Source organism: Streptomyces sp. NPDC004111 (assembly GCF_042874215.1).
In the GTDB taxonomy this organism is placed as follows: Bacteria; Actinomycetota; Actinomycetes; order Streptomycetales; family Streptomycetaceae; genus Streptomyces.
The window spans coordinates 295,183-307,354 of the sequence record NZ_JBIAMU010000002.1; the positions used below are offsets into that span (position 1 = coordinate 295,183).

General features: G+C 73.6%; 9 protein-coding genes and 1 tRNA gene. 2 read left to right on the plus strand and 8 right to left on the minus strand.

Features of this window, described 5'->3' with window-relative positions; genetic code table 11:
* The first annotated feature begins 219 nt into the window (after window positions 1–219).
* Window positions 220–1,125 (plus strand): chitosanase, encoded by a 906-nt coding sequence (locus ACFYVL_RS05750; RefSeq protein ID WP_389241798.1) that lies wholly within the window; start codon window positions 220–222, stop codon window positions 1,123–1,125.
* Window positions 1,126–2,109: 984 nt separating this feature from the next.
* Here ACFYVL_RS05750 and ACFYVL_RS05755 read toward each other — a convergent pair.
* The 5 genes from ACFYVL_RS05755 to ligD form a co-directional block, all read right to left on the minus strand.
* A tRNA-Leu gene (locus ACFYVL_RS05755) sits at window positions 2,110–2,183 on the minus strand.
* Window positions 2,184–2,199: 16 nt separating this feature from the next.
* The gene (locus ACFYVL_RS05760; protein WP_389241544.1) at window positions 2,200–3,831 is read right to left on the minus strand and encodes a GMC family oxidoreductase; all 1,632 of its coding nucleotides are present in this window, start codon (window positions 3,829–3,831) and stop codon (window positions 2,200–2,202) included.
* Between the two features lie 83 nt (window positions 3,832–3,914).
* Window positions 3,915–4,184, minus strand: coding sequence for a WhiB family transcriptional regulator (locus ACFYVL_RS05765; RefSeq protein WP_389241545.1), 270 nt, complete (start codon window positions 4,182–4,184; stop codon window positions 3,915–3,917).
* A gap of 170 nt (window positions 4,185–4,354) precedes the next feature.
* Window positions 4,355–5,515, minus strand: a complete 1,161-nt coding sequence (locus tag ACFYVL_RS05770; protein ID WP_389241546.1) for an ABC transporter permease — start codon at window positions 5,513–5,515, stop codon at window positions 4,355–4,357.
* On the minus strand, window positions 5,512–6,576 hold the full coding sequence (gene ligD / locus ACFYVL_RS05775) for a non-homologous end-joining DNA ligase (protein ID WP_389241547.1): 1,065 nt from the start codon (window positions 6,574–6,576) through the stop codon (window positions 5,512–5,514). Before ligD ends, ACFYVL_RS05770 begins: the two co-directional genes overlap by 4 nt.
* Window positions 6,577–6,681: 105 nt before the next feature.
* On the opposite strand from ligD, the gene ACFYVL_RS05780 reads away from it, so the two are divergent.
* Window positions 6,682–7,758, plus strand: coding sequence for an ATP-dependent DNA ligase (locus ACFYVL_RS05780; protein WP_389241799.1), 1,077 nt, complete (start codon window positions 6,682–6,684; stop codon window positions 7,756–7,758).
* Window positions 7,759–7,777: 19 nt separating this feature from the next.
* Here the strand turns inward: ACFYVL_RS05780 and ACFYVL_RS05785 are convergent, their stop codons facing one another.
* The 3 genes from ACFYVL_RS05785 to ACFYVL_RS05795 form a co-directional block, all read right to left on the minus strand.
* Window positions 7,778–9,190 carry an FAD-dependent oxidoreductase gene (locus tag ACFYVL_RS05785; protein WP_389241548.1) on the minus strand — a complete coding sequence of 471 codons (1,413 nt, stop codon included), beginning with the start codon at window positions 9,188–9,190 and terminating at the stop codon, window positions 7,778–7,780.
* Between the two features lie 25 nt (window positions 9,191–9,215).
* A complete protein-coding gene (locus ACFYVL_RS05790; protein WP_389241549.1) occupies window positions 9,216–11,384 on the minus strand; it encodes a glycoside hydrolase family 3 N-terminal domain-containing protein in 2,169 nt (722 codons plus the stop codon).
* Window positions 11,385–11,474: 90 nt separating this feature from the next.
* A complete protein-coding gene (locus tag ACFYVL_RS05795) occupies window positions 11,475–12,134 on the minus strand; it encodes a TOPRIM nucleotidyl transferase/hydrolase domain-containing protein (protein WP_389241800.1) in 660 nt (219 codons plus the stop codon).
* Window positions 12,135–12,172 lie beyond the last annotated feature (38 nt).

Genomic DNA, 12,172 nt, shown 5'->3' on the forward strand with positions numbered 1-12,172 from the left:
AGGGGGCGGCCCCCGGCGGAGCCGAACCCCCCGGCCCCGCCCACCCCGGCGGAGCCGCACGCACCCCACCCCCGGACCCCACGCCCCGCACCCCCGTGCTGTACCGTGGAGGACCTGTGGCGATTTCGTCCGCCCCGCGCGAAGACCCGGGGTGAATCCGGGAGGGGTGCACCCACCGGAAGCCCCCCGGGGCCACGTAATCTGTCCGGCGTGAAACCTCTGACCCGTCTCTTCCTCATCGGCGCCCCGGTGGCCATCGTGGCGACCGCAATCTTCGGCGGCACGCCCGGCGGGGACGACCCGATCTACGATGAGTCCTCCGAGTCCGGCGACGCCGCGTCCGGCCCGGCGGCCGAGAAGCCCAAAACCGACCAGGAGCTCATAGCCAAGCTGCCTCCCGGTCTCGCGGACCCCGCCGTCAAGGAGCGGGCCGCGCAGATCATCTCCACCGCGGAGAACTCCACGCTCAACTGGCGCGGCCAGTACGCCTCGATCCGTGACGTCGGCGACGGCAACGGCTACACGGCGGGCGTCATCGGCTTCACCTCGGGCACCCACGACATGCTCCAGCTGATCCAGGACTACACCAAGACCCACCCGAACAACTCGCTGGCCCGCTTCCTGCCCGCGCTGGTCGAGGTGGACGGCACGGCCTCGCACGAGGGCCTGGACCCCGGCTTCACCAAGGCGTGGAAGCACGCGGCCAAGGAGCCGGACTTCCGCAAGGCGCAGGACGACGCCCGCGACAAGTACTACTTCAAGCCCGCGGTGGACCTGGCCAAGATGGACGGCCTGGGCACGCTCGGCCAGTTCATCTACTACGACGCGATGGTGCTGCACGGCCCCGGCACCGACAAGCGCGGCTTTTACGGCATCCGCGACGCCGCCCGCAAGAAGGCCAAGGCCCCCTCCGAGGTCGAGGGCAAGGCCAAGGCGAAGGCCGAGCAGGTCTATCTGAACGCCTTCCTGGACGAGACCCGCGAGGTGCTCCGGACGAAGAAGACGCTCAACGACACCTCCCGGATCGACACCGCCCAGCGGGTGTTCCTCAAGAAGGGGAACATGAACCTGAAGCCGCCGCTGGAGTGGAAGATGTACGGGGAAGACTTCACCATCACCCACTGAGGCACCCCCGGGTCCGCCGCCGGGACCCCGCACGGACCGGACCGGCGGCACGGACAGTACCGGCGGCACGAGCAGGACCGGCGGTACGAGCGGGGCAGGTGCGACGGGTATGACGGGCGGCGCGGGGGCGGCACTGCTGGGGGGCTACTGGCGGGGCCGTTCCGCGATGGAACTGCTGCTGTCCCTGGCGGAGCCCGAGCACGCCGAGGCGGCCGGGGCGCGGATCGGGGAGGAGTGGCGGCGGAACCCGCCCACTCCCTGGCCGCGCCTCAGCTGCTTCCACCCGGTCTCCGCCCATCTGTGGACGCTCCAGCACGACGACCCCGAGCTGAACGCCGAGGTCTACCGGGCGCGGCTGCTGACCGGGGTCGTCCGCGCCGAGATCCGGCAGGGGCTGCCGTTCGGACCGGGGGCGCGCGGGCGGGTGCCGGTGCTGGACCGGGTGCGGCTGGACACCGGCTTCCCCGAGAACGAGTCCCGGTTCGCGGACCCGGCGCAGCTGGTCGCCGCGCTCCGGGCGGGCGTCACCGTGCGGCGGGCCCGAGCCGCCGCGCTGCGGGTGGGCCGGGACGACTGGGAGGCCGTCGTCGGGGCCGACCGCCAGGACCCGCTGCCGGGTTACGCCCGCTGGGCGCTCTCGGTGCGGCCCGACCGCCCCGGCTGGGCGCGCGGCGAGTTCGGTGCCCATCCGGTGTTCGCCGCACGGCTGCGGAAGGCCGGCGTCTACGACAGCCCCCGGGAGCTGCTGGACATGTGCCGGCCTTCGGTCCACGCGCTGCGGGTGCTGCACCAGGGCCTGACCGCCTTCCCCCGCCGCCGGGAGGCCCTCGGGCCCCTGCGGGAGCTGGTGCGCGGGCGGCTCGGCGCGGACACCGCCGCATGGGTGCGGCTGGCCCGGCTGCTGCCGGACCACGACGGGACCGTACCGGAGCTCTTCGACGCCGTAGGGCGGCACCGTACGGCCCGGGGCCGTCCGAGGGCCGCTCCGGGCGGCCGGATTCGAACCGGCGTCTCCTCACCCGCTGAATGAGCGCGTCTACCTCTGCGCTACGACCCGGAACGGCCGGGGGGATTCTAGCGGGCGTCCGCCCTGATCAGTTCCGCCGCCTTCTCGGCGAGCGCCACCGTCGGCGCGTGGGTGTGGCCGCGCGTGATGTTCGGCATCACGGAGGCGTCCACCACCCGCAGCCCCTCCACTCCTCTGACCCGCAGCCGGGGGTCGGTGACCGAGGCCTCGTCGCGGCCCATCCGGCAGGTGCCGGTGGGGTGGTAGAGCGTCTCCAGGGAGCCGCGCAGCGCCGCGACGAGAGCGTCGTCGTCCACGACGCCCGGGTAGAGCCCCATCGGCCCGCTGGTGTACGGGGCGAGGGCTCGCCCCGCGAACAGGCTCTCCGCCCGCCGCACGCCGCGGACGATCCGGCGCAGGTCCGCCTCGTCGGTGAGGTAGCCGGGCTCGATGCGGGGTCCGTCGGCGGGCCCGGGGCCGTCGAGGGTGATGCGGCCCGAGCTGGCGGGCTGGAGGAGGACGACGCCGATGGTGAGCCCGTGTTCGGTGGGCGGGGTGAGCCCGTGGTTGACGAACGGCACCGGAGCGAAGATCAACTCCAGGTCGGGTGCGGCCAGTTCGGGCGTGCTGCGGACGAAGGCGACCGCCTCGGCCACGTTCGAGGTGAGCGGGCCACGCCCGGCCAGGAGGTAGCGGGCGAGGTTGGCGGGGGTGTCGGCGCCGGTCAGGCTGACGGGGTCGGGGCAGCGCAGGGTGACCGCGGTCGACAGGTGGTCCTGGAGGTTCCTGCCGACGCCCGGCGAGGGGACGCGCGGGACGATGCCGGCCTCGCGCAGTGCGTCGGGGTCGCCGATGCCGGAACGCATCAGCAGGTACGGGGAGCCGATGGTGCCCGCGCTGAGGATCACCTCGCGGCGGGCGGTGAGCGTGCCGGCGACTCCGTCGGCGTCGACCCCGCACACCCGGCGGGTGTCGCCGTCGAAGCGCAGCGCACGCACCCGGGCGCCGGTGAGGACGTCGAGGTTGGGGCGGCGCCGGGCGGGCGCCAGATAGCCGTCGGCGGCGCTCCAGCGGCGGCCCCGCCGCTGGTTGACGGGGGTCAGGGAGCAGCCGCTGTGGTCGGGGCCGTTCAGTTCGGTCAGTTCGTCGATGCCCGCTTCCCGGCAGGCGTCCAGGAACGCCCCGGTGACCGGGTTGGGGTCGCGCGGCGGCCCGATGAACAGCGGCCCCTCGGTGCCGTACACGCTGTGCGCGGGGGCGTCGCCGGTCCACCGCTCCGCGCGGCGGAAGTAGCGTACGAACTCCGCGTAGGACCATTCGTGGCCCGCGGCCTCGCCCCAGGCGTCGTAGTCGTCGCGGTGTCCGCGCACCCACATCATGGCGTTCATGGAGGAACTACCGCCGAGCAGGTGGCCGCGCGGCCAGTACAGTTCGCGCCCGTCGAGGGCCTCCTGCCCGGTGGTGCGGAAGTTCCAGTCGTACGGCGTGCCGAAGAGCTTCGGGAAGGCGGCGGGTATCCGGATCTCCGGCCTGCCGCGCCGGTCGGGGCCCCCGGACTCGACGAGCGCCACCCGCACGGTGGGGTCCTCGGAGAGCCGGGCGGCGAGCACACAGCCCGCCGAACCGGCCCCGACCACGAGGTAGTCGTAGGTGAGGGCGGTCCCTGGTCCCGGCGTACGCGAGTCTTTGCGGCGGCTCAACGCGGCTCCCCTGACAGGCTGTTGGACACGGTGTCGACTGTGTCCCCAGCATGACCGTACGGGGCCGCTGTGACCAGGGGTGCTCACCCGCCGTGGCGGGCGCGCCTCAGTTCGTTGCGTTCCTTCTCCGAGAGTCCGCCCCAGACGCCGAACCGTTCGTCGTGGGCGAGTGCGTATTCGAGGCAGGTGCGCTTCATGTCGCAGGCTCCGCAGAGCTGTTTGGCCTCGCGGGTGGAGCTGCCGGGCTCGGGGAAGAAGAACTCCGGTCCGGTCTCCGCGCACAGTGCGCCGTCCTGCCAGGACAGTGCGCTGCCGGTGGTGCTGAGCTTTCGGGTAACGGTGTCGATCGGCATGGCCCACACGTTGCCCTTCGTCGATCAACAATCGATCAACGCGGGTTCAACGGCTCCGTCCGGACCTGCCACGGACGGGGGGGGTGCTGCGCCATTGCAGCACCCCCCTGGCGGATTCCCAAGGCATTGCGCCGTGTCCTCGTGTCGCGGCCGTGCGGTGCCGGGCCCGCTCAGGCCGCGGCGGGCGCCGCGGCGTGGGCCGGGGCCCTGTCCCGGCCGCCCGGGTGGCGGTGGCGCCAGACCCAGAACACCGTGCTGGAGACCAGGGCCCACCCGGCGAGCACCAGGAACGGCTTGAGGTGCTGGTGGCCCTGGAAGTACACGGCGGTGTGCTGGGCGTTGACGGAGGCGCCCGGCGGCAGCCACTGCCCGATGTGGCCGAGCAGCGAGGGCAGCAGCGGCCAGGACACGGCGCCGCCCGAGGAGGGGTTGCCGAGCAGCACCATGACGCCCCAGGTGGGCAGCATCGCCCAGCGGCCCATCAGGGTGTTGAACATGGTGAAGACCATTCCCGAGGTGAACATGGTCAGCGCCAGGATCAGCCAGGACTCGACGAACGGCAGGTCGAGCGCCCCGAGCAGCCAGTCCACCACCGCGGCGACGGCGAATCCGCCGAGCAGCGCGTAGGCGGCGGTGAAGCCGATCCGCTCGGCCGGGTTCAGCCCCCGTGCGTGCACGCTGAGCTGGATGGCTCCGACGAAGCCGATGATGACCGCGGCGAGCGAGATGTAGAAGAGGGCGAGTCCGCGCGGGTCGCCCTTCTGGAGCGGTCTGACGTCCTTGACGGTGACCTTGATGCCGGCCTCCTTGCCGACCTGCACCGCCGTCTCGTCGAGCACCTGGGCGACCGAGGCGCCGGACGCGCCGGAGAGGTCCATGGCGAGTCCGTCGCGGCCCTGTGCGCGCAGCACCGCGAAGGCCTTCTGCTCGTCCATCGCCTCGCGGGCCTGTGCGTACGTCGGGTAGTCGGTGACGGTCAGCGAGCCGGGCAGCGCCAGGTCGGTCCCGGCGACCAGCGCCTTGATCTGCGGGGCACCGGGGTCACCGGCGACGGCCACCGGGATCCGGTGCGGGGTCGGGTTGGCCATCGAGTACGTGTAGGAACCGGCGAAGAGTCCGGCGGCGACCGCCAGGATGAGGACCAGGACGGTCGCGGGCAGGAACGGCGACTCCTTGAAGGCCGCCCACTTCTCGGCCCGGGTCGGCACCCGACCGTGCGCCCCGTGCGCGGGGGCCTGTCCGTGCGCCTTGCCCTGGCCGTCCGCCGGCTCCGGCTCCCGTTCCTGCCCGGCGCCGGGTTCCGCTCCGGTGCTGGGTATCTCGCTGCTCATCCCGCTCCCTCGTCCTCGTGCGCGGCCTCGTCCGCGCGCTCCTGCTTCGTGTGCTTGGCACGGCTGGGGGCGACCCGTTTCGGCTCGCCCGGCATCTTGGGGTAGTCCGGCGGATAGGGCAGGTCGCCGAGTCCCCTGTCGTGCGCGTCCCGCTCCGCCATGTCCAGCAGCGGTTCCAGCGAGAAGGCGTGCTGCTCCATGTCCGCGTGCACGTCGCCGAGTTCGGCGAACCGGGCGGGCATGGTCGCCAGGTCGAAGTCCTCGGGGCGTACGTCGTCGATCTCCTCCCAGCGCAGCGGCGCCGAGACCGGCGCGTGCGGCCTGGCGCGGATCGAGTACGCGGAGGCCATGGTGCGGTCGCGGGCGGTCTGGTTGAAGTCGACGAAGATCCGCTCGCCGCGCTCCTCCTTCCACCACGCGGTCGTCACCTCGTCCGGCGCCCGCCGCTCCAGCTCCCGGCCGACGGCGATGGCGGCACGCCGTACGGCGGTGAAGTCCCAGCGCGCCTCGATCGGCACGAAGACGTGCACCCCGCGTCCCCCGGACGTCTTGGGCCAGCCGCGCAGCCCGTGCTCGCCGAGCAGCGCGCGCAGCTGGTGGGCGACCCGTACCGCGTCGCTGAAGTCGGTGCCGGGCTGCGGGTCGAGGTCGATGCGCAGCTCGTCGGGGTGGTCGGGACGTCCGCCGCGCACCGCCCAGGGGTGGAAGGTGAGGGTCCCCAGGTTGGCCGCCCAGAGCACGGCGGCCTCCTCGGTGGGGCGGATCTCGTCGGCGGTGCGCCCGCTGGGGAAGGCGATCCTGGCCGTGGGCAGCCAGTCGGGGACGTTCTTCGGGGCCCGCTTCTGGTAGAAGGACTCGCCCTCCACGCCGTCGGGGAAGCGCTCCAGGGTGGTCGGCCGGTCGCGCAGCGCGCGCAGGATGCCGGGGCCGACTGCCAGGTAGTAGCGGGCCACGTCCGCCTTGGTGAAGCCCCGCTCCGGAAAGTAGATCTTGTCCGGGCTCGACAGCCGCACGGCCCGCCCTCCCGCATCCAGCTCGATCGCTTCGCCCGTCTTGCCCATGTGCGCCACGGTAGGCCGAGCCTACATATGCCGCATATCGGAGGATCAGGCAGGGTCGGACCTATGGCACCAAAACCGTCGAAGCCCTCGGAGCCCGCGCACCGGATGAACCTCCCGGTGATGCCCCCGGTCAAGCCGATGCTGGCCAAGTCCGTGAAGAGGATCCCGCCGGGCATGCAGTACGAGGCCAAGTGGGACGGGTTCCGGGCGATCGTGCACCGGGACGGCGACGAACTGGTCATCGGCTCCCGCACCGGCAAACCGCTGACCCGCTACTTCCCCGAGCTGGTGACCGGTCTGCTCGCCGGGCTTCCGCCGCGCTGCGTGGTCGACGGCGAGATCGTGATCGCCCAGGACGGCCGTCTCGACTTCGAGCGGCTCTCCGACCGCATCCATCCGGCGGACTCCCGCATCACCCTGCTCGCCGAGCGGACGCCCGCGAGCTTCGTCGCCTTCGACCTGCTGGCCCTGGAGGACCTGGCCCTGTTCGACGTACCGCTGGAACAGCGGCGCAGGGCGCTCACCGAGGTGCTGGAGGGCGCCGGTCCACCGGTGCACCTGGCGCCGGCGACCACCGACCCCGAACGCGCGCGGGTGTGGTTCGAACGCTTCGAGGGCGCCGGTCTCGACGGGGTGATGGCCAAGCCGCTCACCCTTCCGTACCGTCCGGACGCCCGGCTGATGTACAAGATCAAGCACGAGCGGACGGCGGACTGCGTCGTCGCGGGCTACCGGCCGCACAAGACGGCGGGCCCGGTGGTCGGCTCGCTGCTGCTGGGCCTGTACGACGCGCAGGGCACCCTCCAGCACGTCGGCGCCAGTTCCGCCTTCACGATGCGCCGCCGCGAGGAGCTCGTGGCGGAGCTGGCGCCGTACCGGCTGGACGATCCGGCCGAGCACCCCTGGGCGGCCTGGGAGGACCCGTCGGCCCACGCGGCGAACCGGCTGCCCGGCAGCCAGAACCGCTGGAACTCCGGCAAGGACCAGTCCTGGGTGGCGCTGGCCCCCGAGCTGGTCTGCGAGGTGGCCTACGACCACATGCAGGGCACCCGGTTCCGGCACACCACCCAGTTCCGCAGATGGCGCCCGGACCGGGACCCGGCCTCCTGCGGGTACGACCAGCTGGACGAACCGGTTCGCTACGACCTGTCCGAGGTGCTGGGGCTCGACGGGGCGGGCTGAGGCCGCCGCACCGCGTCCCTCACCGGGAGGTGATCTTCTCCCACTCCTCCCGGGTGGGCCCCACCCGTCCGGGCACCCAGTCCGGGTGCGCGGCCAGCCAGTCCTCCAGGTGCCGGGCGACCTCGGGGTCGCCGTACGCCTGACGGGGCGACGTCAGCAGGTGCCGCACCCGGGCCCTGGCCCGCCCGACCACCGGGTCCTTCAGCCCGCAGACCAGCATCGCGGCCCGCTGCCTGGCCTGGCCCGCGGGCGGCTCCGCCGACCGCCGCGCGTACCGCTCGCCGATCGCGTCGTCGGTCTGCACCTGTACGTCGAACCAGGGCCGCAGCTCCCGCAGCGCCCACGCGTGGTACTCGGCCGCGAACGCGGCGGTGGCCGGGTCGTCCCCGGCCGCCACCCGCTCCGCCAGCCACCGGGCGCACCACAGCGAGAGCGAGATGCCCTGCGCCATCGTGGGGTTGGTGTGGGTGAAGCTGTCGCCGACCGCGATCAGCCCGCTGACGACCGGTCCCTGCTCGTCGGCCAGCGCGCTCCACCTGTTGTCGAGCCCGGCCATCGGGAGCACCCCGGAGAGCGGTTCGGCGTCCAGCGAGAGCCAGTCGGCGCCGGAGGGGAAGCTGCGGGCCGCGGCCTCGAAGACCGCCGGGTCCCGCAGGGCGGTGCGGGTCGGGTCGTCGGTGTGCAGGAAGAGCGCGATCCCGAACACCCGGTTGTCGGAGGGGAAGACCGCGCAGCCGCCGAAGGCCCCGCCGGACAGCGCGAGCGCGCCCTGCACGGGTTCGCGCTGCCCCTCGCGCCGCCGGTACCAGCGGCAGAAGTAGGCGACCCCGGTGGGGTGGCGCTCCACGACGGGCGGCCGGCACCCGGCCTCCACCAGCCACTGCCCGGTGGGCACCCGCCGCCCGCCGGCGTCCACGACGGCATCGGCCGGGTGGAGTTCCTCGCCGGTGCGCACACCGGTCACCCGGGGCACCGTGCCGTCGCCGGCGTCCTCGACGGCCAGGCCGGTGACGCGGGCCCCGTAGCGCAGGTTCGCGCGGGGTTCGGCGCGCAGCGCGTCGGTGAGGACGGACTCCAGGAGGATCCGGCGCGTCTGGAGCATGACGAGGTCCTCGTCGCCGGGCCGGGCCGGCGGGCGCTCGGCGTACCAGTCGAGCTCGTGGTACTCGGCGGCCCCGCGCCGCAGCAACTGCGCGTACACGTCCGGCAGTTCGTCGCGCAGGACGGCGCGGGCCGCACCGACCAGGGTGTGCGGCTGGGTGGCCTGCGGGACGGTGGCGGGGCGCGGCCAGTCGAAGAAGTCGGCGTCGAGGTCGTCGCCGGGGGCGCGGGCGTCCCGTTCGAAGAGGGTGACGGGGTGGCCGCGCCTGGCGAGCAGCAGGGCCGTGGCGAGCCCCGCGACGCCCCCGCCGATCACTGCGAATTCGGTCATGATGCCTGCTCCTTGGGCCGGTTGCTCATCGCACGGTCACCGTGCAGTGTTCCGTCGTGGTGGAGCTGTTCCCGGCGTACAGCACGATCTCGCCGGGTTCGAGGACGAAGTGCCCGTCGGGCGCGTTCGTCCAGAATCCGAGGTCCGGTGCGCCGAGCGTGAAGCGGACGGTGGTCCGCTCGCCCGCGCCGAGGGTGACCCGGCGGAATCCGCGCAGCCGGCGGACCGGCTGGACGAGGGTGGCCACCGGGTCGTGGACGTACAGCTGGACGACCTCGTCGCCGTCCCGGTCGCCGGTGTTGCGCACCGGCACCTCGACCTCGAAGGTCTCGCCGCGTTCCAGCCCGGCGACGGTGATGTCCGGCACGCTCGCCCTGGGGGTGCCGGTCTCGAAGGCCGTGTAGCTCAGCCCGTGGCCGAAGGGGAACCGCGGGGTGCGCTCGACGTCCAGGTAGCCGGTGACGAAGGTGTTGCCGGGGGTCCTCGGGTCGTAGGGGCGGCCGGTGTTCTCGTGGTTGTAGTGGACCGGGACCTGCCCGGCGCTCCGGGGGAAGGACACCGGGAGCTTGCCGCCCGGGTTGACCCGGCCGTAGAGGACGTCGGCGACGGCGTTGCCGCCCTCGATGCCGGGGTGCCACGCCTCCAGGACCGCCGACGCCCGTTCCAGCCAGTCGCCGAGCACCAGCGGGCGGCCGTTGAGGAGGACCACGACGAAGGGGATGCCGGTGGCCGCCACCGCCCCGATCAGTTCCTCCTGGTCGCCGGGGAGCCCCAGGTCGCTGCGGGAGGCCGCCTCGCCGCTCAGCGTCGCGGACTCGCCGACGACCACGACGACGAGGTCGGCCGCCTTGGTCGCGCCGACCCCGTAGGTGACGCGGGCGCCGCGCCCGGCGACGTCGCGGATGCCGTGCAGGACGGTCACCGGCGGGAACTTCTCCCCGCCGGGCCCCTGCCAGGTGCCGTGCAGGTCGCGGGAGTCGGCGAACGGGCCGACCACCGCCACCGCCTTCCCCGGCGCGACGGGCAGCACCCCGTCCTCGTTCTTCAGCAGCACCATGGAGCGCGCCGCGGCCTCCCTGGCCGCCCGGCGCGCGGCGGGCGTCGGCACGTCGACGGCGGCGGACTCGTCGGTGTAGGGCCGCGCGAACAGCCCGAGGGCGTACTTGAGGCGCAGCACCCGGGCCACCGCGTCGTCGAGCCGCTCCTCCTCGATCCGGCCCGCCTTGACCAACTCCTCGCCGTGGTCGGCGAGATGGGTGCTGACCATCTCCATGTCGACCCCGGCGGCCAGCGCGATCCGGCCCGCGTCCGCACCGTCGGCGGCGAAGCCGTGCGGGAGGAGTTCGCCGACGCCGTTCCAGTCGCTGACGACCGGTCCGGTGAACTCCCACTCCTCCTTGAGGACATGGGTCAGGGTGTGGGTGTTGGCGTGCGCGGGGATGCCGCTGAGGGTGTTGAAGGAGGCCATGACGGTGGCGCAGCCCGCGTCCAGGGCGGCCTTGAACGGGGGCAGGTAGAGGTTGCGCAGCCGGGACTCCGACACGTCGACCGTGTTGTAGTCGCGCCCGCCCTCGGCACCGCCGTACGCCACGAAGTGCTTGGCGCAGGCGGCGACGCGTTCGGCGGTGGCCAGGTCGCCGGGGTGCTCGCCCTGGTAGCCGCGCGTCTTGGCCGCCGCGTAGGCGGCGGTCAGGTACGGGTCCTCGCCGCAGCTCTCGGCGATGCGGCCCCAGCGCGGGTCGCGGCTGACGTCCATCATCGGGGCGAACGTCCAGTGGACGCCCTGGGAGCGGGCCTCCCGTGCGGACACCTCCCCGTCGGTCCGTGCGACCTCGGGGTCGAAGGCGGCGGCCTGGGCCAGCGGGATCGGGAAGGTGGTCCAGAAGCCGTGGATGACGTCGAGGCCGAAGACCAGGGGGATGCCGAGGCGGGACTCCTCGACGGCGATCCGCTGGAGGGCGTTGCTGTGCCGGGCGCCGACGATGTTGAGGACGGACCCCAGCCGGCCCTGTCTGGCGGCCTCTTCGGCCTCGGCGGTCTGGCTGCCGCCGGGGCCGGTCGCACCGGTCCAGGAGAGCTGCTGGAGCTGGCCGAGCTTCTCGGCGACGGTCATCCGGCCGATCAGTTCCCGGATCTCGTCCTCGTGCCCGCCGCGTGCGGCCTCCGCGCCGTGTCCCACGCCACCGTCACCCATGTTTCCGCCTTCCGGTTCGGTCGAGCCCGCTGACCGCCGGGTCGGCCCGGCAGGCCGCCGCCCCGATCCGGCTGATTGTCCTGGAGGCTCTCACATGTGGGCGAGCAGGTCGTCGAGCGGACGGGGCACCCGGTCGAGGTCGAGTGCCTCGACCATGGCCCGCGCGTACGCCTCCTTGCGCCCCGCGGTGGTGCCGACGAAGCGGCGCAGCCGCTGCCGCTCGGTGCGCTCGCGCTGGGCGGGCTGGTTGCGGAAGGTGCGCAGCGACCGCAGGTCGCCCTGTTCGGCGACCACTTGCTCGACCCCCCGCGGGCCGAGCGCCCGGATCAGCTCGTCCTCCAGGTCGGCGTCGCAGACGAAGAAGCCGAGCCGGGCCAGTTCCTCGTGGGTGTCCGGGCTGCCGATCGCGGCGCGTTCCAGGGCCCGCCGGAAGAAGCCCGTCTCGGCCGCGTCGCACAGCCCGCCGAGCCGCAGGCCGAGCCCTTGCGGCCCCAGGAGGGCGAGGAACCGGCCGATGCTGGTGGCGCCGCCCAGCGGTACGACGCACACTCCCGCGGCACCGAGGTCGCGCCCGCGCCGCAGGGCCAGGGCCTCCAGCGCCGCCCGGTCGCTCACCCCCTCGACGACCACGACCGTACGGACCCCGGACCCGGCCGCCACGTCCCGCGCCGCCGCCTCGGCGGCCGGGGCGCCGGGGCCCCCGGCCGCCCAGCCGACGATCGCCGCCCGGAAGCGGTCTGTCTCGTGCACCTGCTTCGTCTCGTCCACCGGGCCAGTCTCCCAGCGCC

Bases quoted from the DNA above. Each gene is read 5' to 3' on its own strand.
- ACFYVL_RS05780 (WP_389241799.1), top strand. From the start codon at position 6,682: ATGAACCTCCCGGTGATGCCCCCGGTCAAGCCGATGCTGGCCAAGTCC.
- ACFYVL_RS05785 (WP_389241548.1), bottom strand. From the start codon at position 9,190: ATGACCGAATTCGCAGTGATCGGCGGGGGCGTCGCGGGGCTCGCCACG.
- ACFYVL_RS05765 (WP_389241545.1), bottom strand. From the start codon at position 4,184: ATGCCGATCGACACCGTTACCCGAAAGCTCAGCACCACCGGCAGCGCA.
- ligD (WP_389241547.1), bottom strand. From the start codon at position 6,576: ATGGGCAAGACGGGCGAAGCGATCGAGCTGGATGCGGGAGGGCGGGCC.
- ACFYVL_RS05790 (WP_389241549.1), bottom strand. From the start codon at position 11,384: ATGGGTGACGGTGGCGTGGGACACGGCGCGGAGGCCGCACGCGGCGGG.
- ACFYVL_RS05770 (WP_389241546.1), bottom strand. From the start codon at position 5,515: ATGAGCAGCGAGATACCCAGCACCGGAGCGGAACCCGGCGCCGGGCAG.